A 21,816-nucleotide genomic window follows, 5' to 3' on the forward strand; every position below is an offset into this window, starting at 1 on the left:
GAAGAAGGAGTATAATCATGGTAAATCAAGACCTTGGATATGTCGGATATTTTGACCGGGAATCCTGTGATCTGGATGAATTCAAGGTGTTGACCTCACAGAATCTCACGGCCGGTACCGTGCCGCATGCTGCGTCGATTGAAAAGAACGTGCCGATCTACGACATGCATGCACTGCGCCCTGCGCTGGAGCACGCTGAACAGCGCCGTGCGTTGCTGGCGGAATGGGGCAGGGTGTTGGACAAATCCTCGGGCGTGATTGTTCTGAAAGGGGCATATGCGGATACATCCGTGATCGACCGGGCCACGGACGTGTTCCGCCAGATCATCGAAGACGAACGCAAAAGTGGGGCAGGCGAGGGCGATCATTTCGCCGCCTCCGGGGCCAATGACCGGATTTGGAATGCGCTGCAGAAGCAATGCCTGCGCGACCCTGAAGGCTTCGCGCTCTATTTCGGCAACACCGCAATTGCGGCAGCGTGTGAGGCTTGGCTGGGTCCGAACTATCAGGTCACGGCGCAGATCAATCAGGTGCGTCCGGGTGGCAAGGCGCAGCAGGCGCATCGGGACTACCATCTGGGGTTCCAAAGCGCCGACAGCGCCGCCCGATATCCGGCCCATGCGCATTTGGTGACGGCTTCGCTGACGTTGCAGGGGGCCATTGCCCATTGTGACATGCCGGTGGAAAGCGGGCCGACCAAACTGTTGCCGTTTTCACAGCTCTATCCACCGGGGTATCTGGCGTTTCATGATGCCGGGCATCGGGCCCATTTCGAAGACAGCTATATCCAATTGTCATTGGCAAAGGGTGATGCGGTTTTCTTCAACCCGGCGCTGTTTCATGCTGCTGGCGAAAACAGCAGTTCGGATATCCACAGAATGGCGAACCTGCTGCAAATCTCGTCGGCTTTTGGTCGCGCGATGGAGGCGGTGGATCGCTGCGCTATGTCCGAGGCCATCTTCCCATCGCTTGTTGCCTTGAAACAGCACGATGATTTGAGTGCGACAGAGCTGGGCGCAGCCATTGCGGCAACTGCAGAGGGTTACTCCTTTCCCACCAATCTGGACACAGATCCGCCGATAGGTGGTAACGCACCGGAAAGTCAGGCCGACATCCTGCGCTGCGCGGTGTCAGAGGGGTGGACCAAGGAGCAACTGGCCGAGGCATTCTCGACCCTGCGATCACGGCAGGCAGCCTAAAGCAAGAAACGGGCGGGCCATTGCGCCCGCCCATCAAGGAGACCCCCAATGCCAGATCTGCTCAAGAAACCCTTTGGAACGCGTGGTAAGGTGCATGACATCACCCCTGCCAGCGCTGGATGGCAGTATGTTGGGTTTGGGTTGTTCCACTTGAAAGCTGGGGACCGCGCTACTGAGGTAACCCGAGACAACGAAGTCATTTTGGTCATGGTCGAGGGCAAGGCGCAGATAATTGGTGCAGGACAGGATTGGGGTTTGCTGGGTGACCGGATGAACGTCTTTGAAAAGACGCCTCCGCATTGTTTGTACCTACCGAATGGGACGAGCTGGGAGGCGGTGGCCGAAACCGATTGCGTTATCGCCGTGTGTTCGGCTCCCGGAATAGGAGGTCACGAGGCGCGTCGGATCGGACCCGATGGCATCACCCTGACGGAGCGCGGCAAGGGTGTGAACACAAGGTATATCAACAACATCGCGATGGAGAACGAAGACTACGCCGACAGTCTGTTGGTGACCGAAGTCTTTACGCCCAACGGACACTGGTCGTCTTACCCAAGCCACCGTCACGACGAAGATGACTTTCCCCGCATTACCTATCTGGAAGAGACGTATTATCACCGCCTGAATCCGGCCAATGGCTTTGGCATTCAGCGGGTCTATACTGACGATGGGCAGCTGGATGAGACGATGGCCGTAGCTGATGGCGATGTTGTGACAGTACCACGCGGACATCACCCTTGCGGAGCACCCTATGGGTTTGAGATGTACTATCTGAACGTCATGGCCGGGCCCCTGCGGAAATGGCGTTTTGTTCCGGCCCCCGAGGTCGAATGGATCATGGAGCGAGACAATTGACCAAAGACTTTGCGACATACCCAAGCCTTCGCGGCAAGACTGTCATTGTCACCGGTGGTGCCGGCGGTATCGGAGCGGACACCGTGCAGGGCTTTGCCGCGCAGGGTGCAAAGGTCGGGTTTCTGGACATCGACGCGGATGCGGGGCATGCGCTGCTGGCTGATCTTGACGGTGAGCATGTCTTTGCCCCGTGTGATTTGCGGGACATCGACGCGTTGCGAAATGCAATCACCCAGATAACCGAGGAGTTGGGGTGCGCTCAGGTGCTGGTGAACAACGCCGCCCATGATGATCGTCATGATTGGCGCGAGGTCAGCCCGGACTATTGGGACGAGCGCATGGCGACCAATATCCGCCATATGTTCTTTGCTATCCAATCCGTGGCGCCGGGGATGATTGAAAACGGCGGCGGGTCGATCGTCAATCTCGGTTCAAATTCGTGGTGGGAGGCGGGCGCAGGATTCCCGGCCTATGCTACGGCCAAATCGGCCGTCCACGGCCTGACCCGCACCATGGCACGTGAGCTGGGCGATCACCGTATCCGTGTGAATACCGTTGTGCCGGGCTGGATCATGACCGACCGTCAGAAAGACCTTTGGGTCACTCCGGAATCCTTGGCCAAACAGGTGGATCGGCAGTGCCTGCCGGACCCGATTGACCCGATTTACGTCGCGCGGATGGTGCTGTTTCTGGCCTCGGATGATGCCGCTATGTGCAGCGCGGGCAATTTCATGGTCGAAGGCGGGTCCATCTAAGACCCGGCCACGCGCCTTTTATCCCTGTGGTGGTGCACCAAATGCGCGGATGACAGCACGTGCGGCGGCCTCAACCGGGTCATGGGTTTCTTTCAGGATGGTGACGCGATCGAACCGGCTCGGGTCGCGGGTAACGGCGTCGCGCAGGGCGTTGCCAAAGGCCATGCGCAGTTCGGTCCCGATGTTGAATTTGCAGATGGACGTTTCGCGGGCCAGCCGGGTGCGTTGTTCGACCGGCACTCCCGAGCCGCCATGGATGACCAATGGCACATCTGTCATGGCGTCGATCTGGCGGATACGGTCTTCGTCCAACCCGCCCTCTTTGTTTTCCTGAAGATGGACGTTTCCAACCGAAATAGCCATCGCATCAACGCCGCTTTCCTTCGCAAACTGTGCGGCCTCGGCGGGGTCGGTGCCATTGGATCCTTCTCCACCGGAATAGCCAACAAACCCGATTTCGCCCTCACATGAAATGCCCGCCGCATGGGCCATCTCGGCGATTGCGGCGGTTTCGTCGATATTTTGCTGCAGAGCTTTACGCGACCCGTCGAACATCAGGGATGTGAAGCCGCTGTCGAGGGCGATTTGGCAATCCTCGAATGTGTAGCCGTGATCCAAATGGGCAACCACCGGGACTGTAGCACTGTCGGCCAGATGCCGGAACATTTTGCCAAGCACTGGCAGTGGCGTGTGTTCCCGGCAGCTGGGGCCTGCCTGCAATATCACTGGCGCATTTTCGGCCTCGGCGGCGGCCACATAGGCGCGCATATCCTCCCATCCGAGGGTCACGAGGCCACCAACCGCATAGCCTAGAGTGTAAGCGGGCGTCAGAACGTCTTTGAGTGTGGCAAGGGTCATTTGAACTTAGCAATCATGTCTTTGATGCCCGGGATCGTTTCGATCTGATAGGCATGTGTGGGCTGGAAGTACTGCACCAGGGACCGCTGGCTCAGACCACCGAGGATCGTGAAGTAATACATCTCGTATCCTGGAAGCACGCAGCAAGGGTGATAGCCCTTGTCGATGCAGATCGTAGACCCATCGACGATGTGATAGGCATCCCCCGGTTCGTTATCTTCACGCTGCAGCATCTGCAGACCGGTGCCCCAGTTGGGTTTGAACCGGAAATTGTATGTTTCGTCATGGCGGGTCTCATCCGGCAAACGATTGGTGTCATGCTTGTGGCTGGGAAAGCCAGACCATCCACCCTGACCGACGGTGAACAACTCGCTGACCAAAAGGCGCCCGACCTTATCGTGCTGTTTCTGACCTAGGATGTGTTTGATTTTGCGATGGGTTTTGGTGTCGTCGCTGCCATATTGAACCAGATCATGTTCGCGCACGTCAAACGGATCGAGCACTTTGTCATATCTGGCGCCAGCGATGAAAACTTCGGTGTGGTCTGAGACACAAACCAACCGAACCTTGGCCCCGACTGGTACGTAAACTCCTTCGGGCTCACCGTCCCAAACATCCTCGCCGCGATTGCCCAGGCGGGGGAACTGTACGCCTTCCACGTCGACATCGACGCTGCCGGTTGCAGGTGCGATGCAGGTTTCGTAGCCGGGGACCTGATATTCGAACACCTCGTCCTTTTTTAGTTTGACGATGTTGAAATAGTTCAGCGGCACCGTGGGATCGTCAGCATCTACGATGGCTTTGTTCTGATTGTCGTAGGGCGCGATATGCATGGGATACTCCTATCGGGTCGGACCGGGGTGAGAGGCGAGAAACGCGTCCAGCTCAGGTGTCGTGGGCATGGCGGGTGCGCAGCCGGGTTGCGACACGACAATCGATGCGCAGGCCGACCCGCGCATGACCGCGTCTTCCAGTGAATGCCCCGTTGCGATTGACGCCAGCAAACCGGCCATGAAACTGTCGCCCGCACCATTGGGTTTGACGGCGTCGACCGGATAGATGCCGGTATGAATCTCTTGGCCATCGACGAATGTGACGGCCCCTTTTTCACCCATTTTGTAGATAACGATACGGCCGGGCTTTCCCGCCAGTTCTGTTGCTTTGGCAAAACCCTTTTCGATGCCACCTGCCATAAACCCGAACTCTTCATCATTGCCGACGATCAGGTCGCTGGCCTCGCCCGCGCGGGACAGGACATCAGCGGCGACCTCGGGTGACGGCCAGCTGTACGGGCGGTAGTCGATGTCGAAAATGATCGGCAGCCCTGCATTGCGCGCGTTTTCAAAGGCCCGGAACGTGGCGCTGCGCGATGGTTCGGCGGCAAAGACCGTTCCTGCCGAGATAACTGCTGAAAAAGCGCCATAGTCGACCTTGTCCATGTCTTCCTCGGTCACCTGAAAATCGACCGCGCCGTTTCGGTAGATGACGTTCTGAAAGTCTTCGATCCGGCTTTCGTAGACAGCCAGAGACATACGATATTCGCCACCCACGACGCGGATGCATGACGTGTCCACCCCGTAGTGTTTCAGCTTGTTCAAGCAAAACCGCCCGATTGCATCATCTGAAACCGAGGTGATCAGCGCGGCCTGACTGCCCAGTTTGGCCAGACCTGCACAGATATTGGCCGATGAGCCGCCCAGATCAGCGCGGAACGTATCGGCATCTTCGCTTTTGGTGCCAATGGGATCGGCAAAAAGGTCCATGCCAGCGCGCCCCAAAACGGCGAAGCGGTTTCCTTTGATACCGTCTATCAAAGCGCTCAACTCATATCCTCCGGCAAATGGGGTCGGCAAAGTCGGTTGGACCTTGCGTTTGATCGATTCACACGATACTGATTTTGCAACCGGTTGCAAATGATATGTTCGGAGCCGCTAAAGATGCCTGAAATCGGAATTGGAATTGTAGGTGGCGGCTATATGGGCAAGGCTCATTCCGTTGCCATGTCGGCGGTCGGCGCGGTGTTCAACACGGCGCTGCGCCCCAGATTGGAGATGATCTGCGCCTCATCCCCCGAAAGCGCCGAGCGGTACCGGGCAGCTTATGGGTTTGCGCGCGCGACAGACGACTGGCGTGTGCTAGTAGATGACCCCGGGGTCCAAGCCATCGTGATCGCCTCTCCCCAATCAACGCATCGACAGATTGCCGAGGCGGCATTTGCTTGCGGCAAGCCCGTGCTATGCGAAAAACCCTTGGGTGCTTCGCTGGATGACAGCTTTGCGATGACGGCTGCGGCCGAGGCGGCAGGCGCGATCAACATGGTTGGGTTCAACTACATACGCACTCCGGCTAGCCAATACGCGCGTCAGCTGATTGCCACGGGCGAGATTGGCGATGTCACCTGGTTCCGGGGCGAACATACCGAAGATTTCTTTGCTGATCCCCAGGCGCCTGCGACCTGGCGCACGACTGGAATGGCAAATGGCACAATCGGCGATCTTGCCCCACATATGGTCAATGGCGCGCTGGCGCTGATCGGCCCGATTGCACAGGTCATGGCCGATGTTGAAACCGTGCACCGGACCCGGCCCGGCGGAGACGTGACAAATGATGACCATGCCCAGATGATGTGCCGCTTTGAAAATGGTGTTATGGGCAATCTGTATTTCAGCCGCGTCGCGACCGGGCGCAAGATGGGTTATGCTTATGAAATCTCGGGCACCAAGGGGGGCATTCGCTTTGATCAGGAAGATCAGAACGCCCTTTGGCTGTATCGGCGTGAGGGGCCAGAGGCGTCGCGTGGGTTTACCAAAATCCTGACCGGTCCTGCGCATCCTGACTATGAGCCGTTTTGCCAAGGACCCGGGCACGGCACTGGGTATCAGGACCAGATCATCATCGAGGCAAAGGATTTCCTGCAGGCCATCTACTCAGGCGAAGCGATTTGGCCGACATTCCGCGATGGGCATGAGGTGAACCGCGTTTTGGCGGCCGCACTGGCCTCGTCAGAACAGCGACAGTGGAAAGAGATCAGCGATTTCTAATCGCGGTACTAATGAAATTCTGAAGAGAGACGAAGACCATGGCAAAGCTGAAATGGGGCATGATCGGGGGTGGGGAAGGCAGTCAGATCGGACCTGCACATCGCTTGGGTGCCCTTGCTGACGGGATGTTCGAGCTCGCCGCAGGTGCGCTGGACCATCGCCCCGGCGTCGGTCGGGAATACGCCCAGCGACTGGGCGTTGCCGAAGATCGCGCATATGGCAATTGGCAAGAGATGCTGGCAGGCGAACAGAACCGCCCGGACCGGATTGATCTGGTTACCATAGCCACACCGAACTCAACCCATTTCGAGATTGCGAAGGCATTTCTTGAAGCTGGCTTTAACGTATTGTGCGAAAAGCCGATGACGATGACCGTGGAAGAGGGCGAGGAGATTGTCCGCGTAGCCGAAGCCTCGGGAAAAATCTGTGCTGTTAACTACTGCTATTCGGCTTATCCCATGATCCGTCAAGCGCGGGCAATGGTGCGTGCAGGTGAGATCGGCAAGGTGCGTCTGGTGGTGACGAACTTCAGCCATGGTCACCACGGTGACGCCACGGATGCTGACAACCCACGCGTTCGCTGGCGATATGATCCGGCAATGGCCGGTGTATCCGGCCAGTTTGCGGACTGCGGGATTCACGCGCTGCACATGGCCAGCTTCATCTGCGATGACGAGGTCAAGTCGCTGTCAGCCGATATGGCCTCGACCATTTCCAGCCGTGAACTGGAAGATGATGCGATGGTCAATTTCCGCATGGAGGGCGGCACGGTCGGGCGGCTCTGGACGTCATCCGTGGCCATCGGGCGTCAACATGGCTTTGACATTCAGGTCTTTGGTGAAACCGGCGGACTGCGCTGGGCATCCGAGCAGCCCAACCAGTTGATCTACACTCCGGTCGGAGGGCGGACGCAGGTCATCGAAAAGGGCGAAGGCGGCCTGCATGATGAAACTCAGCGTCTGTCCCGCGTTGCTATTGCACATCCCGAAGGGTTTCCGCTGGCAGTTGCCAATATCTACTGCGATTTGGCTGATGCGATCCGGGGCGAAACCCGCGACGGATTGCCCGGCGCATCGGACGGCGTCCGGTCAATCGCGGCAGTTCATGCGGCAGTAGCGTCGGGCAAAGAAGATGGGGCATGGAAAGATGCACGCCCGCCGATGTTTCGTTGATCAGGGGCGGGGCCGTAATGTGCCCCGTTCGATCACACGACAAGGAAAAATGCGAGCTTCGGGATAGCGCTGAGGCTCTTTCAGCATTTCCTCGATCAAATCCACGGATGAGGTGATGATCTGCTTGATCGGCTGATGGATCGTCGTCAGATCGACGCTTTCCCAACGGGACATTTCCATATCGTTCAGGCCGATGATTCCGATCTCTTGCCCCGGTTTCAGCCCGTGATCCTTGAGCGCTGACAGCGCGCCAACAGACAGGATATCATCGCCGCAGAAGTAGGCCTGGGCCGGTGTATCCTCAAGAAACCGCAGCATCTCCGCGCGCCCGGCTTCAAAGGAATAGGCATCGGCAAAGCAGTGGGTGACGTCGATTTCAGGATGGTTCGCTAATTCTTCCATGAAACCACGATACCGGTCGAGGGCCGAAGTCGCATCCTTTGGTCCGCCCAGATATCCCACGCACTTGTATCCTCGGGCGAGCAATTCGCGCGCTGCCATACGGCCGCATTCCACGTTGTCGATCCCCACCACATGCACTTCGGGCGACGTGGCCGAACGCCCGAACGTGTGAACCACAGGCACGCCCGCATCGTGGAAGGCCTTTGCAAAGCTTGGCGGCAACGTCGAAGATGCAACGATTGCGGCGTCGACCGAATACTGCCGTAACATCCGAACCGAATTTGCCGGTTCGGTTTCGTCGGTCAGATTTACGATCAGAGGGCGCAAGCCTCGTTCTTGCAAGGCGCGTGTGAACTGATCGAAGACCTCAAGGAAAATAGGGTTGTGAAAGTTGTTGGAAATCAACCCGATCAGCTTCGTCCGTCCCGTCGTCAGCGATGAAGCCAATGCATTCGGGCTGTATCCCAGCTCGTGCGCAGCCTTTTCAACCTTGCTGCGGGTTTTGGCCGACACCGATGCGCCTTCGGTGAAGGTGCGCGAAACCGCTGATCGCGATACCCCAGCAAGGGCTGCAACGTCTTTTAGGGTGACACTCATGGGCGTTGCACGGTTGGTTTGAGGGGCAGTTTGACTGTTGGTATTTTCATGGCAGGAACATTATGCACCATAGCCCTGTGGTTGCAACCGGTTGCAACTTGGGCTGCTGAGCTCTGCCCCGGCGCAGATACTTGTATCCATAAGGGGATGGTGGGTGATGAGAGACTCGAACTCCCGACATCTTCGGTGTAAACGAAGCGCTCTACCAACTGAGCTAATCACCCGTGACGGTGCATGTAGCCAAGCCTGCGCGCGGACGCAAGAGGGTCTGGAACAATTTCTTGCGCTCAATTGGCGATTGTCGGGTCAGTTCGCCATATCGTTCAAAGCGGCCAGCAGTTGGGCGACCTCATGCTCCGTGTTGTAGTGACACAGCGAAATCCGGATGCAATTGCTTAGACCCAATGGGGTCAGCACATTGCCACTGTAGTGATCAGCTTTGCGTGTGTGGGTCCTTATGCCCTGTTCGTTTAGCCGGGTCACCACTTCGGCCGATGGGAGATCGCGCACTGTGATCGAGATCAGACCCTCTCGGGCTGGGTTGTCCGGCCCTGCCAGTATGCTGATGTGGTCCATATCGCGCAGACCGGGCAGGTTTCCAGTTCCCTTGATCATTGCGCTCGTCAGATGGGTTTCATAGGCGTGAATCGCGTGGCCTGCTGCCTTAATCCGGGCGCGGCGGTCGGTGGTATCGGACAATTGGCTGCCCAGCCAGTCAAAATAGGTGACCACATCGGACATCGTCGCATATGCGCCCGTGTCTCGGGTGCCAAATTCCCAGCCGTCGGCAGGGGCGTCGATCAACTGGTCGTGGGGCTGGGCGGTCAACCGGTCCGAAATCCACGCGATGCCATACCCATGTCGCGAAAACACTTTGTAGGGTGAAATAACGTAGCCATCGACATTGTAGCTGTCTATGTCCAATTGGCCGTGGGCTGCATGTTGAATGCCGTCCACAATGATGAAACAGTCGGGCGCAACATCGCGGATGGCGCGGGAAATTGCAGCGACATCCATACCCATCCCGGTCACAGGCGATCCATGTAAGATTGTTGCCACCGAGACATCCGGCGTCATCAGCGCGCCATAATCTTCGGCGGTCACCAGACCGGTCGCGTCACAATGTGGAACGCTGACATAGTTCAGATCAGCAACTTCCGCCCAGCGGCGCGCAGCGCTGCGGCTGGCAGGGTGTTCAATGGAGCTGCCAATGACTTTGCTGCCCTTGGGCGCGTTGACACAGGCGGTTCGGATCATGCGAAACAGCAGCTCGGTTCCGCTTTCCCCCACAAAGAACTGCCCCGACGAGGCATTCATGAACACCGACAGATCTGATTTGGCCTTGTCGATGATGTCGACCAACGCCTGGCTGGCGGTATTATCACGCCCCTGATTGTCCGGGATTGCGGCAAATTTAGCGGAGGTTTCGACGACAGAGTTCAGCGTCAATGCCCCGCCAGCATTCTCGAAAAAGATGCGTTTGCCTTGAAACGGGCAGCTTTCGACATGGGCAAAACGGGCCCGTATGGCGTCAATCAAACCGGGTGTTTCCTGCAGCATATTCGGTGTCCTGTTTCCTGTGGCTGACGCGTGACGCTTTGCTTAAGCTTTGTCCGGGGCATTCTGGGTGATCAATACCGATTGCGACACCCTTGGCAATCGGTGTGACGGAAATGGTGCCGCGCACGTGATTTCATTGTATTTGCTGTGATTTTCGATTTCTTCGCTGATATGAACATTTAAAGGTGCTTGCGTGCCACCTTTGGCCTCCGATATTCCGAGTGAGACTGCAACTTTCCCGCCGGGAGTGCACATGACCCTATCCACCGCCCGCCGGTTTCTGATCGCGGCACTGGTTCTTGGCGCAACAACGCTGGCCCCGATCCGGGCCGGGGCCGAGGGGGTTTTGATTTTTGCGGCCGCCAGCCTGAAGACGGCGTTGGATCAGATTGTGGTGGATTATGAACTTCAGACGGGTGAGGATATCACAGTGTCCTATGCGGCATCCTCGGTTCTGGCGCGACAAATACAGCTAGGCGCGCCAGCAGATCTGTTCATTTCTGCCAACCCTGATTGGATGGATGTGCTTCAGGATGCAGAATTGATCAATACTTTGTCGCGGGTGGATCTGCTTGGAAATGGGCTGGTCCTGATTGGTGCCGCAGATCGGTCCTCGGTTGGTCAGATCAAGCCGGGTTATGATCTGATCTCCGCGCTGGACGGGGGGTATTTGGCCATGGCGTTGGTCGATGCTGTTCCTGCTGGTCAGTATGGCAAGGCGGCATTGCAGGGGTTGGGAGTGTGGAACGCGGTGCAGGATCAAGTTGCGCAGTCCGACAACGTCCGCGCCGCGTTGGCCCTTGTGGCAACTGGGGCGGCACCGCTTGGCATCGTTTATCGATCAGATGCAACCGCCGAGACTCGGGTCAGTGTTGTTGGCTCGATCCCGGCAGATATGCATCCGCCGATTATTTACCCGGCGGCTATCACCTTGTCCGGTGGCGAGAATACAAAGTCCTTTCTGGATTATTTGCAGACTGAGGCCGCCACGTCTGTCTTCCTTGCGCAGGGCTTTGCCCTGCCGGGCGGGTGATGGGGATGGATTGGTTGGGTCCAGCCGAGCTAGAGGCGCTCAAACTGTCCCTGCGGGTGTCGTTCTGGGCCACGCTGGCGACACTGCCATTCGGGATTTTCGTCGCCTATGCGTTGGCCCGCTGGCGGTTTCCGGGCCGGCACGTGTTGAATGGTCTGGTGCATTTGCCCCTGATCCTGCCTCCGGTGGTGACCGGCTATCTGCTGTTGCTGACATTTGGCATTCAGGGGCCGGTGGGTCGTCTATTGGCCGAGATCGGAATTGTGGTGGCCTTTCGCTGGACGGGCGCAGCGCTTGCCGCTGGGATCATGGCTTTTCCGCTGATGGTCCGGGCGATCCGCCTGTCGATCGAGGCGGTCGACCCAAAACTGGAACAGGCGGGTGCCACGCTTGGCGCGTCGCGCGCCATGGTCTTTGCGACCGTAACCTTGCCGATGATCCTGCCGGGCGTGATTGCCGGTGCTATTCTGGCCTTTGCCAAAGCGATGGGAGAGTTTGGGGCCACGATTACCTTTGTGTCAAACATTCCCGGCCAGACACAGACCCTGCCATCGGCGGTCTATGCGTTTCTACAAGTGCCGGGGGGCGAGTCCGCGGCCACGCGGCTGGTCATCATCTCGATTATCATCGCCATGGGCGCATTGCTTCTGTCGGAATATGTCGGACGTCGGGCTGCAGAACGGGTGGCCGGAACATGAGCCTGTCCGTTCGATTGCAACACCGCCTGCCAGGGATCGATCTGGATATCAGTTTCGATGCGCCGCCGGGTGTGACAGTTCTGTTTGGCAGGTCCGGTTCGGGCAAGACCACCATCGTCAACGCTGTTGCGGGATTGCTCCGACCCGAGGCTGGGCGTGTTGCGGTGAATGAATGGGTTCTGTTTGATACAGAGCAACGCCACTGGCTGCCGTCACATAAACGTCGGTTGGGCTACATTTTTCAGGAAGGGCGGTTGTTCCCGCACCTTAACGTCCGCCAGAACCTCGCTTATGGGCGCTGGTTCGCTCCGAAGAACGCACGCCGTGAAAACCCGGACAAGGTGATCGAGATGCTGGGGATTGGTCATTTGCTGGATCGCCGTCCAGCGCGCCTTTCGGGGGGCGAAAAACAGCGCGTTGCCATTGGCCGCGCCCTTCTGGCAAGCCCGCGCCTGATCCTTGCCGATGAGCCGCTGGCCGCATTGGATGACGCCCGAAAGGCCGAGATCCTCCCGTATTTCGAGCGTCTGCGGGACGAGGTGTCGGTGCCAATTCTGTACGTTACCCATTCGGCGGCCGAGGTGGCGCGGTTGGCGACATCGGTCGTGGCATTGCAGGACGGCAAGGTTGTGCGACAGGGCCCAGCCTCTGACGTGCTGGCAGATCCATCGGTTGCACCTGCCGGAGTGCGCGCAATTGGCGCGGTGTTGAAAGTCCGGGTGCTGACGCACCATGACGATGGGTTGACCGAGTTGGACGCGAATGGCGCGCGGCTGTTCCTTCCGCAGATCTCGCATGAGGTGGGGGAGGATCTGCGCATTCGTATTCCTGCTCAGGAGGTGATCCTGTCCAAGAAACCGCCCGAGGGTTTGTCAGCGCTTAATGTTCTGAGTGGCACTGTCGACTCCATCCGATCTGGCGACGGTCCGGGCGCCATTGTGTCCCTAAAAACACCTGCGGGAATTGTCCTGGCGCGTGTGACGCGCCGATCCGTCAATGCTTTGGGCCTTGAGGCAGGGGCCACGTGCCATGCGGTCATCAAGACTGTCGCGCTTGCGCCGCAAGATGTAGGTGGCCGGATAACAACCAACGCGTGAACGCCCATTGTTCTTCTGGTCTGGTACATCGGCCGGGTAAGCGGCTTTACTCAGACCTCGTAACGCCTATGTTGTAAGGGGTTGGAGAGTATTTTTTGGGATTTTTAGCGATGCGATTTTTCAAGATTGTTGCCCTGTCCGCTTTGTTGACAGCGCCCGGTTTGGCACAGGCTGTGGGTTTTGGTCTGAGTGTTAGGCCACAGTTCAAAACCGAAATTACGCCACTGCAAAACGGAATTTATGAAGTCAAAGCTGTGGGGTCGTCTGCGGCGGTCAACTATTGGTGCGGGATTGGGGATTATGCGATCCGCACGCTGCGCGTTCCGAATTCTCAGCGCATCTATATCTCGAGAGCCTACGAGCCTGGGGTCAGGACAGTTCAGTTCTCACTGACCCCGCCACAGGGCGCCGACACCAACCCCGGCTATTCCATCACCGTCAAACGGGTAGGTGAAAACATGTCGGCAATCTCGGCGCAAAACTATTGCTATGACAACTTTATGGATTTTGACTTCTGAGGCTCAGATCCATTTGGCCATCGGCGGAAGGCTCATCAAGACGGCATCCGGATCATGGCCGGTTTCCAGGCCAAATTTAGTACCCCGGTCGTAGACAAGGTTGTACTCGGCATAAAGGCCGCGATGTACCAGTTGGGTGGTCTTGTCAGCGTCAGAGAACGCGTGCACCCGGCGCTTCTCCACCAATGGCAGGTAGGCTGGCAGGAATGCCCGGCCAATATCCTGTGTCAGAGAAAAATCGCGCTGCCAATCCCCGGTACAGTAGTCGTCCATGAAGATGCCGCCCACGCCACGGGCGCGTTTGCGGTGCGGGATATAGAAGTACTCGTCAGCCCAATCTTTCAGGCGCGGATAATGTCCCGGCCCATGCGGATCCAGATGTGCCTTTTGCGTGGCGTGGAAATGCGCCGTGTCGTCATCGTATTCGATGCAGGGGTTCAGGTCTGATCCGCCACCGAACCACCAGGCGTGCGGGGTCCAGAACATGCGTGTGTTCATGTGAACGGCTGGCACATGGGGGTTTTGCATATGGGCAACAAGGCTGATGCCCGAAGCCCAGAACCGAGGATCTTCGGTCATGCCGGGAATGCCCTTACGCGCGGCCATGGCGTGCTGGGCCCGTTCACCCAGCGTGCCATATACGGTTGAGATGTTGACGCCGACCTTTTCAAAGACGCGCCCGCCACGCATGACGGACATAAGGCCACCGCCCGCATCAGATCCGTCCTCGGATTGGCGTTTGGTTTCCTTAACCTCGAAACGGCCGGGTTCGGCATCCGCGAACGGGCCGGTGTCATGGCTGTCTTCCAAGGCTTCAAAAGCTGCGACGATGTCATCACGCAGTTGACGAAACCAGGCGGAAGCGGCGGATTTTTCAGTGTCGAACATAGGGCTCAATGTGCGGGGGCTGCGACAGGGTCCAGCAGGGTGCGGCCGCCGTCGATTGTCAGGATTTGACCGGTGATAAACCCGGCGGCGTCTGAGGCCAGGAATTGAGCCGTTTCGGTCAATTCGTTTGGGGATGCGATGCGGGCCAGCGGCGTGTGCTTTTCGATGTCGTCACGAAAATCGCGGTTCTCTTTCAGTGTGGACTGCAAGGATGCGCTCATGACCGATCCCAACGCGATCGAGTTCACCCGGATGCGGCTTGGCGCAAATGCCACCGCCAGGGATCGGGTCATCTGATCCAGCGCGGCGGTCGAAACCGAATATGCCATGAGGTCAGGATGCGTCCGTCTGGCGGCAATCGAGGACAGGTTGATGATCGACCCCGCCGGGCCTTCGTCTTCTTCATCAGACTGTTTGATCATGCGTTTGGCGACCAACTGGCTAAGCCTTAAAGCGGGCATCAGGTTTTGGTTCAACAACGTGCGCACCGAGTCGTCGTCGGTGTCCAGCGGATCGGAAGGGATCACTTGCCGCGAGCCATTGATGAGGATGTCCACCTGATCGAATGCGTCCAAGGTGGCTGAAAGCAAGTTGGCTATGGTCAGCTTTTCCCGCAGGTCGCCCGCAAAATAGCGGATATTGCTATCGTCCGCCTGCTCTCCCAATTCGTTGACCAGACGTTTTTCGTCCATGTCTGCAAACATGACGTTTGCCCCGGCATCCGCGAAATGACGCCCGATGGCCAAACCGATACCATTGGCCCCGCCGGTCACGATTGCTGTTTTGCCTGTGATGGAAAAGGACATCCGAATCCTCCTGAGTTGAGGGGCAGGTTAGCGGGCCTTAACGCCGAGGGCGAGAGGTGTGAAACACCTTGAAGCGATTGTCACCGGCAACTTCTGCCACTTGTGCGAATACATCATTCAAGGTGGCCTCATAGGGCAGGTGACGGTTGGCGACCATCCACAGATCGCCGTTGCGGGTCAGATTACGGGCGGCTGCCGTGATAAAGCCCTGGCCCAAGGCGGGATCAGCGCTGCGCGTCGTATGAAACGGCGGGTTCATCACCACTGTGTCGATGGGCTCGGGGCTGTTCCAGGTTACTGCATCGGCCCAATGAAACTGCGCCCGAAGGTCCGCCACATTAGCCCGAGCGCATGCAAGCGCGGCATGATCCGCTTCGACAAGATGCAATGCCTTGATGCTTTCGCTATCTTGCAACTTTGCACTCAGATACCCCCAGCCCGCGCCCAAATCGGCCACGCGGGGCCCGAGTTTTGTCGGCAGCATTTGTAAAAGCAGGGATGAAGCCGGATCGATTCCATCTGCCGAAAACACGCCCGGGGCGGTCTGAAATCCGTCCACGGTTTGAATATCAGGCGCGGTCCAATCCTTGAAGGTTTGAGGATCAGACTGGAACCAGAAGATCTTGCCATGAGCTTTGGCGATTGGACCCTCGATAGGCATCCGTTTGCGGATGTCTTTCATAATGCTGTCGACGCCGTTGGTCTTGGCACCATCAACGACAATCACACCACTAGTGCGACTGCAGGCCTGTTGGATCAACGCGCGTGCCAGCGCTTTTGCGCGGGGAAGGAACACGATTGCGTCCTGACAGCGATCATCGGCCGTGGAAGTTGCATCAAACCCCAAAGCCGCAAAATGATCATGAAACGGTTTAAACGGCTGCACCACCTGCGTCTCGCGCGGCAGTGCCGAGAGGTCGTGCTCCGGCGTCGGGCCAATCACTGTCAGCGGGTGCGACAGCGTCAGGCCGCTTTGCAAGGCAAGATCTAGGCGTGGGGACATAGGCAATTCCAGCAAAGGGTGAGCATGGGCGAAAATGCCCCGAAACGCCTTATTCTTCGCGTTCCATTGTGCATTGCAAAGGGTGCTGGTGCCTGCGGGCAAAGTCCATCACCTGACCCACCTTGGTTTCTGCAATCTCATGACTGAAGACGCCTACAACGGCCACACCCTTTTTGTGAACGGTCAACATGATCTCGAACGCTTCGGCGTGGGTCATGCCAAAGAACCGTTCCAGCACGTGGACCACAAATTCCATCGGTGTGTAATCATCGTTCAGCAACAACACCTTATACAGCGGCGGACGTTTGGTCTTGGGGCGCGTCTGTACCAGAACGGAGGCGTCATCCTCGCCGTCTGGTTTGTCAGACATCATCCATTGGTTTTCCAGCATCTTCTGCAACTGTCCGATTCAGGCATTGGGAATATCTGTGCGCTTATATAACGTGGGCGTGGCCAGTGAAAAGAGCAAGCGGACGAAATCGGAATGACCACTAAGCTGACAACAATCGGGTTCGACGCCGATGATACCCTTTGGCACAATGAAAGGTTCTTCAAGCTGACTCAGGCCTATTTTGCCGAATTGCTCGCCGACCATGCCGAACGGGACCATCTGATGGAACGTCTTCTGGCGGCAGAAAAACGCAACATCCAGCACTACGGATACGGGATCAAAGGGTTCACGCTGTCGATGATTGAAACCGCGATTGAGGTCACGGAAGGTCGTGTGCCGGCTTCGGTCATTCGTCAATTGATCGATGCAGGGCAGGACATGCTGGCCCATCCGATCGAACTGTTGCCCTGTGCGCGTGAAGCAATCGAAGGCGTTTCAAACTCTCATCGCGTCGTTCTGATCACCAAGGGTGACCTGATTGATCAGGAACGCAAGCTGGCGCAATCGGGATTGGGCGATCTGTTCGACGGGGTCGAGATCGTGTCCGAGAAAACACCGGACGTCTACCGGACGATCTTTGACCAGCACGGTGATGGGCCCACGGCATCGATGATGGTTGGCAATTCAATGCGCTCGGACGTCGTGGCACCAATTCAGGCGGGGTGCTGGGGTGTTTATGTGCCACATGGCCTGGTTTGGGAGGTTGAGCATGCCGAAGCACCAGAGGACAATCCGCGATTCCGAGCGTTGCAGGATTTGGGCGAATTGGCGGGTCTTGTTTGCGCGCTAGAATGATGTGGCTATTCCGCCGCAGTTCCAAAAATTCCATTCTCGAAAAAGCCTCACTACCGCGAACATAGCCCATTTGGTGTTGGGCGGGCGGATATCGTCCAGATATAGTGTGCGAAAAGCAGTTCGATGAAACTGCAAAAACCCTAGCTTTCGGTTTATTTCATTGGGTCTGTGTGTTAGCCTTACCAGCAATAAAATAAAATTTGCTGACCGGGAAAACCCGGCGGCGCGAGGCAGACAGAGGCAAATATCGTGCAGGTTCGGCGGACAGTTCCGGCCCGAATGGGCTTATTCCTTATAGCATTGTTGTGGCTGCTATTTTTTGTGCCACTCAAAGGCTTTGCAGCACCGTATGCGGCGGTTGTGATCGACGCGAGGACAGGCGAGGTGCTTCATTCTCGCAATGCGGACACGCGGCTGCATCCCGCATCCTTGACCAAGATGATGACGCTGTACATCGCATTCGAGGCGGTGCGAAACGGTGAAGTCGCGTTGGACACGCAGGTACGCATTACCAAGAAAGCAGCGGCAGAGCCGCCATCGAAACTGGGCCTGCGGTCTGGTCAGACAATTGCGTTTCGTTACTTGATTCGCGCGGCTGCAGTGAAGTCAGCCAATGATGCGGCCACCGCTATCGGTATCGCGATCAGCGGGTCCGAGGCTGCCTTTGCGCGCCGCATGACGCGCACTGCCAAAGCAATGGGGATGAGCCGAACAACCTTCAAAAACGCGCATGGTCTTACCGAGTCAGGACATCTGTCGACGGCACGCGATATGACAACGCTGGGACGTCATCTGCTTTATGATTATCCGCAGTATTACAACCTGTTTTCACGCCAATCGACCCATGCAGGGATCAAGACGGTTCCCAATACCAACCGCCGTTTGTTGGCAGCGTACAGGGGCGCAGACGGAATCAAAACCGGCTATACACGCGCTGCCGGGTTCAACCTTGTGGCGTCTGCCAAGCGTAAGAATGAACGTATCATTGCGACTGTGTTTGGCGGCAAGTCGGGTGCGTCTCGTAACGCCAAAGTGGCAGAGCTGTTGGATCTGGGTTTTCGCCGGGCACCGTCCCGCGCGCCCATCCGTAAACCCGCGCGTCCGGTTTATGCCGGAAACACCGGCTTGGGCGGAACAACGCAGGTTGCGGGTCTGATCGGTGCGCCTAAGAAGAGCTTACGTCCGCTTGTCCGTCCCAGCGCCGCGACCCAGGTTGCAAGCGCGGTTGTCGACACGGCGGACCAAGATCGCGACCGGATCCAAAGCGGTATCGCGGCCGCGATGGCAGAAGCCGATACTGCACCAACCGCACCTCCGGTCGAAAACTCGGACACACGTCCGGCTTTGCGGCCCGAAAATCTGGTTTTGGCCGCGGTTGAAACAGCTAAGCAGCCCGCGCCCGAGCAGGAAGTTGTCACCCGGTTGTCATCCTCGGGCGGGCATCTTTGGGGCGTCAATGTTGGTCGCTACACCACGCGGTATGAGGCCGAAAAGGTTTTGTTGAAAACAGCGCTGTCGGAAATGACGACGCTGGAAGGCACACTGCGGAAAGTGAACCAAAGCTCGCGCGGGTTTGATGCAACTTTTCAGGGCATGACACGCGAACAGGCTGATCTGGCTTGCCGCCGCCTGAGCGCTCGAAATGTCACGTGTTTCATGATCGGGCCATCATAAGGCCCGACGACTCTCCTGACTGGATCTGGGCTGCGGAAGCGATTTCGCAGCCATTTTTTTGCGTGAGAACCCCGAAGGACGCTTGCACCCTTCAAAGAGCACACTCCGCATAGCTTGTTACGGTTGACCTGCTAGTTTCGCTTGTTGCCTCAGTCGAACACGTGGCCATGCTGATATTGCTCATCCTGACCCGCAGCGGCCGTCAGAGCAGCGACATTGTCCTTGGTGAAGAACCCGTCATACTTGTGGCAGCGTTCAATATACTCGGTGATCAGTAATGTGTTTTTTGAGTGCTTTGAGAAGATCTGTTTCAGGTTCGGATCGTCTTTGCATTCACCAACCACATGAGCCAGGAACGGCACCCCTTCGTCTTTGAGCGTATTGACCACGAAATCGACGTTCTTTTCGCCAGTTCCGTGATCGCCATCCAGAATCTCGACCGCCATGTGATGCAGGCGGCGTCCGAAATTGCGCACGAAATCCTCGGTTGGCATCGGCAGTTTTGCGAATGAATTCACAAAGGACGGTGTATTATTGGCCGTGAACACCTTGGCAGGGGATTTCTTGTCATCATCCACATTGGGGTTGCGGTTCACATTGGTCGACGAGTTCATGTCAAATATGTTGTAAGCCCCCCAAAAGTAATACGGCACCATTGTAAGAAATTCGAGGATCGCATCTTCACGCTCTCCGGCCAGAACCCGTGTGGCGAGGTGGTCGATGCCCAGCATCAGCGGGGCGATCTTGCTGTCAGTACTGAAGGCAGCAGCCTGATCCAATCGCGCTTGTTCTGTATTGCTCAGCAAAACCCGGTCGCCCAGCCCCAAACTGTCGGTGTCATTGAAATCAAGCGTCGAATACCCAACCCGGTTGCAGGTGAAATCAGAAGGCGTCGTAAAGCGGAAGCCATCCAGAGTGTAGAACGGGTTTTCGGTATCGCCGCTGTATTCAAACCGGATGTTCTGATCCTCGAGCGTTTTGCTGAGAGTGTTCAAATCGGTTGCGGCAAAGATCTCGCCTACATATCTGGTCTGTGGCGTCTTGCGCGCCAGCGGGTACATGCGATTGATACGGGGAATGAAGTCTTCGAACGTATCGCTGAGAGGCGCCATTAGGATCAACGCCGGGTAGTCGGCGTGCGAGTGCATCACCGAAAACTTGTGCGTCTGCCCCAGATAGCTGGCTGAATGGCGATAGGGCGTCATGACATAAAGCTCGACCATGGTGTCGAACAGCGCACTGGATTCAACCTGCATGACAATTGCCCGCATTGGACCAACCAGTTCTGCAATGCCCGAACTGTTGCGCCTTTCGTAAATTTTCGGGAGGTACTCACCGAAGAAGTCCGAGTTCTTCTTGTCGCCTCGCGGTTCGTAGGACATCAGATTGAAAGACATATTTGTCTCCTTGCGCAAAACTGGCTGGGATTGAGATGGCCGCGCCATCTGTCCACACGCTGGGTTGCTAAAATTACGGTATTGAGAACATGCACTTGCAGGTATGCTAGGGGCTGAACTCCGTCCGGGCAACAGAAAGAAAATGGTCAGGGTTGAAGGCGGACAGATGGCTATCGGGTGAATTTCGTCACATCGACGCCGCCTTCGATCAGGTTTTCGCGGACCGAGCGGGCGATTTGAACCGCAGTTGGCCCGTCGCCGTGCAGGCAGATCGTATCGATAGACGTTTCCAGCCGTTTACCGCTTTCGGTGATGATTGCGCCTTCACTGACCATGTTCAGGATGCGGGGTCCGGCAATCGTGGGATCATGAATAACGGCGCCGTGCAGGCTGCGATCAACCAGAGTTCCATCGTCGTTATAGGCGCGATCAGCGAAGATCTCGCCGACCCATTTGCACCCCAGCTCTCGCACCGCGTCTTCTTGTTTGGTGGCGGCCAGCACCATGATGATGATGTCGGGATTCACATCCAATGCGCCCCGATAACATGCGCGTGCCATCTCGATATCGACGGAACACATGTTGGCCAATGCGCCGTGCAATTTTAGGTGCCGCACCTTAATGCCGATAGCAGTCGCCATTCCTTGTGCCGCGCCCAACTGATAGCGCACCAGGTTGCGCAGGCTATCATGTGGCACTTTCATGTTGCGGCGGCCAAATCCCTGCAGATCCGGAAAGCCGGGATGCGCGCCAATACCCACATCGTTTTCGGCGGCCAGTGCCATCGTTTTAGCCATCACATCCCAATCTCCGGCATGAAAGCCGCAGGCGATATTGGCCGAGGTTATGATCTTCAGCAGGCTGTCATCATCACCCATGGTCCACGGACCAAAGCTTTCGCCCATATCGGCATTCAGATCGACGCGGGGCATCGGCAACTCTCCTTAGTCGGTGGCAGAGATCACTCCGCCGATCAATTGGTAAGACAACAGGTCCGGGATGTCATGCGGGTCGCGCAACAGCGGTTCGACCTTACCGGGTAGCCGCGCGAGCTCAGCGTCGAAGGCGGATTGAAGC

The 21,816-nt window shown here is 57.2% G+C and carries 23 protein-coding genes and 1 tRNA gene (1 of these 24 only partly in view); 11 read left to right on the top strand and 13 right to left on the bottom strand.

Annotated features, from left to right (window positions below):
- Positions 1 to 17 precede the first annotated feature (17 nt).
- The 3 genes from D9K61_RS02025 to D9K61_RS02035 are packed head-to-tail and all read left to right on the top strand — an operon-like array spanning position 18 to position 2,809.
- Positions 18 to 1,199, top strand: coding sequence for a phytanoyl-CoA dioxygenase family protein (locus D9K61_RS02025; RefSeq protein WP_120631598.1), 1,182 nt, complete (start codon positions 18 to 20; stop codon positions 1,197 to 1,199).
- Positions 1,200 to 1,247: 48 nt separating this feature from the next.
- Positions 1,248 to 2,054 (top strand): 5-deoxy-glucuronate isomerase, encoded by an 807-nt coding sequence (gene iolB, locus D9K61_RS02030; protein WP_120631599.1) that lies wholly within the window; start codon positions 1,248 to 1,250, stop codon positions 2,052 to 2,054.
- The gene (locus D9K61_RS02035) at positions 2,051 to 2,809 is read left to right on the top strand and encodes an SDR family NAD(P)-dependent oxidoreductase (RefSeq protein WP_305794193.1); all 759 of its coding nucleotides are present in this window, start codon (positions 2,051 to 2,053) and stop codon (positions 2,807 to 2,809) included. The genes iolB and D9K61_RS02035 overlap by 4 nt, the downstream gene beginning before the upstream one ends.
- A gap of 18 nt (positions 2,810 to 2,827) precedes the next feature.
- On the opposite strand, the gene D9K61_RS02040 is transcribed toward D9K61_RS02035, so the two are convergent.
- Genes D9K61_RS02040 through iolC form a run of 3 tightly spaced genes read right to left on the bottom strand, consistent with a single transcriptional unit; the run spans position 2,828 to position 5,490 of the window.
- Complete coding sequence (locus tag D9K61_RS02040; RefSeq protein WP_120631601.1) at positions 2,828 to 3,667, bottom strand: class II fructose-bisphosphate aldolase; 840 nt, start codon at positions 3,665 to 3,667, stop codon at positions 2,828 to 2,830.
- Positions 3,664 to 4,500, bottom strand: coding sequence for a 5-deoxy-glucuronate isomerase (locus D9K61_RS02045; protein ID WP_120631602.1), 837 nt, complete (start codon positions 4,498 to 4,500; stop codon positions 3,664 to 3,666). Before D9K61_RS02045 ends, D9K61_RS02040 begins: the two co-directional genes overlap by 4 nt.
- Before the next feature lie 9 nt (positions 4,501 to 4,509).
- Positions 4,510 to 5,490 carry a 5-dehydro-2-deoxygluconokinase gene (iolC, locus tag D9K61_RS02050; RefSeq protein ID WP_120631793.1) on the bottom strand — a complete coding sequence of 327 codons (981 nt, stop codon included), beginning with the start codon at positions 5,488 to 5,490 and terminating at the stop codon, positions 4,510 to 4,512.
- A 114-nt stretch (positions 5,491 to 5,604) separates the two neighbouring features.
- On the opposite strand from iolC, the gene D9K61_RS02055 reads away from it, so the two are divergent.
- The gene (locus tag D9K61_RS02055) at positions 5,605 to 6,708 is read left to right on the top strand and encodes a Gfo/Idh/MocA family protein (protein WP_120631794.1); all 1,104 of its coding nucleotides are present in this window, start codon (positions 5,605 to 5,607) and stop codon (positions 6,706 to 6,708) included.
- Positions 6,709 to 6,746: 38 nt separating this feature from the next.
- Positions 6,747 to 7,880 (top strand): Gfo/Idh/MocA family protein, encoded by a 1,134-nt coding sequence (locus D9K61_RS02060; protein WP_120631603.1) that lies wholly within the window; start codon positions 6,747 to 6,749, stop codon positions 7,878 to 7,880.
- On the opposite strand, the gene D9K61_RS02065 is transcribed toward D9K61_RS02060, so the two are convergent.
- From D9K61_RS02065 to D9K61_RS02075, 3 genes are all read right to left on the bottom strand, one after another.
- Positions 7,881 to 8,879 carry a LacI family DNA-binding transcriptional regulator gene (locus tag D9K61_RS02065; RefSeq protein ID WP_120631604.1) on the bottom strand — a complete coding sequence of 333 codons (999 nt, stop codon included), beginning with the start codon at positions 8,877 to 8,879 and terminating at the stop codon, positions 7,881 to 7,883.
- A 148-nt stretch (positions 8,880 to 9,027) separates the two neighbouring features.
- Positions 9,028 to 9,103 (bottom strand) — tRNA-Val (locus tag D9K61_RS02070).
- 82 nt (positions 9,104 to 9,185) lie between these two features.
- Positions 9,186 to 10,439: an aminotransferase class V-fold PLP-dependent enzyme gene (locus tag D9K61_RS02075; protein ID WP_120631605.1), complete on the bottom strand. Its 1,254-nt coding sequence runs from the start codon at positions 10,437 to 10,439 to the stop codon at positions 9,186 to 9,188.
- Between the two features lie 253 nt (positions 10,440 to 10,692).
- Here D9K61_RS02075 and modA point away from each other — a divergent pair, with 253 nt between their 5' ends.
- The 4 genes from modA (at position 10,693) to D9K61_RS02095 (ending at position 13,785) form a co-directional block, all read left to right on the top strand.
- Positions 10,693 to 11,472: a molybdate ABC transporter substrate-binding protein gene (gene modA, locus D9K61_RS02080; RefSeq protein WP_120631606.1), complete on the top strand. Its 780-nt coding sequence runs from the start codon at positions 10,693 to 10,695 to the stop codon at positions 11,470 to 11,472.
- Positions 11,473 to 11,477: 5 nt separating this feature from the next.
- Positions 11,478 to 12,170: a molybdate ABC transporter permease subunit gene (gene modB, locus D9K61_RS02085; RefSeq protein ID WP_120631795.1), complete on the top strand. Its 693-nt coding sequence runs from the start codon at positions 11,478 to 11,480 to the stop codon at positions 12,168 to 12,170.
- A complete protein-coding gene (gene modC, locus D9K61_RS02090; RefSeq protein ID WP_120631607.1) occupies positions 12,167 to 13,267 on the top strand; it encodes a molybdenum ABC transporter ATP-binding protein in 1,101 nt (366 codons plus the stop codon). The genes modB and modC overlap by 4 nt, the downstream gene beginning before the upstream one ends.
- 110 nt (positions 13,268 to 13,377) lie before the next feature.
- Entirely contained in the window at positions 13,378 to 13,785 is a 408-nt protein-coding gene (locus D9K61_RS02095; RefSeq protein ID WP_120631608.1) for a hypothetical protein, read from the top strand.
- 3 nt (positions 13,786 to 13,788) lie between these two features.
- Here D9K61_RS02095 and hemF read toward each other — a convergent pair whose 3' ends face one another.
- The 4 genes from hemF to clpS are packed head-to-tail and all read right to left on the bottom strand — an operon-like array spanning position 13,789 to position 16,873.
- Positions 13,789 to 14,673: an oxygen-dependent coproporphyrinogen oxidase gene (gene hemF, locus D9K61_RS02100; protein ID WP_120631609.1), complete on the bottom strand. Its 885-nt coding sequence runs from the start codon at positions 14,671 to 14,673 to the stop codon at positions 13,789 to 13,791.
- Positions 14,674 to 14,678: 5 nt separating this feature from the next.
- Positions 14,679 to 15,479 (bottom strand): SDR family NAD(P)-dependent oxidoreductase, encoded by an 801-nt coding sequence (locus D9K61_RS02105; RefSeq protein WP_120631610.1) that lies wholly within the window; start codon positions 15,477 to 15,479, stop codon positions 14,679 to 14,681.
- 37 nt (positions 15,480 to 15,516) lie between these two features.
- Positions 15,517 to 16,482: a class I SAM-dependent methyltransferase gene (locus tag D9K61_RS02110; protein WP_120631611.1), complete on the bottom strand. Its 966-nt coding sequence runs from the start codon at positions 16,480 to 16,482 to the stop codon at positions 15,517 to 15,519.
- A gap of 49 nt (positions 16,483 to 16,531) precedes the next feature.
- Positions 16,532 to 16,873 carry an ATP-dependent Clp protease adapter ClpS gene (gene clpS / locus D9K61_RS02115; RefSeq protein WP_120631612.1) on the bottom strand — a complete coding sequence of 114 codons (342 nt, stop codon included), beginning with the start codon at positions 16,871 to 16,873 and terminating at the stop codon, positions 16,532 to 16,534.
- Positions 16,874 to 16,966: 93 nt separating this feature from the next.
- Between clpS and D9K61_RS02120 the strand changes: the two genes are divergently transcribed.
- Together D9K61_RS02120 and D9K61_RS02125 are read left to right on the top strand one after the other, a co-directional pair.
- A complete protein-coding gene (locus D9K61_RS02120) occupies positions 16,967 to 17,668 on the top strand; it encodes an HAD family hydrolase (protein WP_120631613.1) in 702 nt (233 codons plus the stop codon).
- Positions 17,669 to 17,947: 279 nt separating this feature from the next.
- Positions 17,948 to 19,342, top strand: a complete 1,395-nt coding sequence (locus tag D9K61_RS02125; RefSeq protein WP_120631614.1) for a D-alanyl-D-alanine carboxypeptidase family protein — start codon at positions 17,948 to 17,950, stop codon at positions 19,340 to 19,342.
- A gap of 149 nt (positions 19,343 to 19,491) precedes the next feature.
- Here the strand turns inward: D9K61_RS02125 and D9K61_RS02130 are convergent, their stop codons facing one another.
- From D9K61_RS02130 to D9K61_RS02140, 3 genes are all read right to left on the bottom strand, one after another.
- Entirely contained in the window at positions 19,492 to 20,739 is a 1,248-nt protein-coding gene (locus tag D9K61_RS02130) for a hypothetical protein (RefSeq protein WP_120631796.1), read from the bottom strand.
- Positions 20,740 to 20,909: 170 nt separating this feature from the next.
- Positions 20,910 to 21,671, bottom strand: coding sequence for a LamB/YcsF family protein (locus D9K61_RS02135; RefSeq protein ID WP_120631615.1), 762 nt, complete (start codon positions 21,669 to 21,671; stop codon positions 20,910 to 20,912).
- 12 nt (positions 21,672 to 21,683) lie between these two features.
- Positions 21,684 to 21,816, bottom strand: partial view of a biotin-dependent carboxyltransferase family protein gene (locus tag D9K61_RS02140; protein WP_120631616.1) — the 3' portion only. The gene runs 866 nt beyond the window's last position; only the last 133 of its 999 coding nucleotides appear in the window; its start codon lies beyond the right edge, outside the window; its stop codon occupies positions 21,684 to 21,686.

This window comes from Ruegeria sp. EL01 (genome assembly GCF_900313035.1).
Taxonomy (GTDB): Bacteria; Pseudomonadota; Alphaproteobacteria; order Rhodobacterales; family Rhodobacteraceae; genus Ruegeria.

Bases quoted from the DNA above. Each gene is read 5' to 3' on its own strand.
- D9K61_RS02110 (WP_120631611.1), bottom strand. From the start codon at position 16,482: ATGTCCCCACGCCTAGATCTTGCCTTGCAAAGCGGCCTGACGCTGTCG.
- D9K61_RS02135 (WP_120631615.1), bottom strand. From the start codon at position 21,671: ATGCCCCGCGTCGATCTGAATGCCGATATGGGCGAAAGCTTTGGTCCG.
- D9K61_RS02105 (WP_120631610.1), bottom strand. From the start codon at position 15,479: ATGTCCTTTTCCATCACAGGCAAAACAGCAATCGTGACCGGCGGGGCC.
- D9K61_RS02125 (WP_120631614.1), top strand. From the start codon at position 17,948: ATGGGCTTATTCCTTATAGCATTGTTGTGGCTGCTATTTTTTGTGCCA.
- iolB (WP_120631599.1), top strand. From the start codon at position 1,248: ATGCCAGATCTGCTCAAGAAACCCTTTGGAACGCGTGGTAAGGTGCAT.
- modA (WP_120631606.1), top strand. From the start codon at position 10,693: ATGACCCTATCCACCGCCCGCCGGTTTCTGATCGCGGCACTGGTTCTT.
- D9K61_RS02040 (WP_120631601.1), bottom strand. From the start codon at position 3,667: ATGACCCTTGCCACACTCAAAGACGTTCTGACGCCCGCTTACACTCTA.
- modB (WP_120631795.1), top strand. From the start codon at position 11,478: ATGGATTGGTTGGGTCCAGCCGAGCTAGAGGCGCTCAAACTGTCCCTG.
- D9K61_RS02095 (WP_120631608.1), top strand. From the start codon at position 13,378: ATGCGATTTTTCAAGATTGTTGCCCTGTCCGCTTTGTTGACAGCGCCC.
- modC (WP_120631607.1), top strand. From the start codon at position 12,167: ATGAGCCTGTCCGTTCGATTGCAACACCGCCTGCCAGGGATCGATCTG.
- D9K61_RS02130 (WP_120631796.1), bottom strand. From the start codon at position 20,739: ATGTCTTTCAATCTGATGTCCTACGAACCGCGAGGCGACAAGAAGAAC.
- D9K61_RS02120 (WP_120631613.1), top strand. From the start codon at position 16,967: ATGACCACTAAGCTGACAACAATCGGGTTCGACGCCGATGATACCCTT.
- D9K61_RS02045 (WP_120631602.1), bottom strand. From the start codon at position 4,500: ATGCATATCGCGCCCTACGACAATCAGAACAAAGCCATCGTAGATGCT.
- D9K61_RS02060 (WP_120631603.1), top strand. From the start codon at position 6,747: ATGGCAAAGCTGAAATGGGGCATGATCGGGGGTGGGGAAGGCAGTCAG.
- D9K61_RS02025 (WP_120631598.1), top strand. From the start codon at position 18: ATGGTAAATCAAGACCTTGGATATGTCGGATATTTTGACCGGGAATCC.
- clpS (WP_120631612.1), bottom strand. From the start codon at position 16,873: ATGCTGGAAAACCAATGGATGATGTCTGACAAACCAGACGGCGAGGAT.
- D9K61_RS02065 (WP_120631604.1), bottom strand. From the start codon at position 8,879: ATGAGTGTCACCCTAAAAGACGTTGCAGCCCTTGCTGGGGTATCGCGA.
- D9K61_RS02075 (WP_120631605.1), bottom strand. From the start codon at position 10,439: ATGCTGCAGGAAACACCCGGTTTGATTGACGCCATACGGGCCCGTTTT.
- hemF (WP_120631609.1), bottom strand. From the start codon at position 14,673: ATGTTCGACACTGAAAAATCCGCCGCTTCCGCCTGGTTTCGTCAACTG.
- D9K61_RS02055 (WP_120631794.1), top strand. From the start codon at position 5,605: ATGCCTGAAATCGGAATTGGAATTGTAGGTGGCGGCTATATGGGCAAG.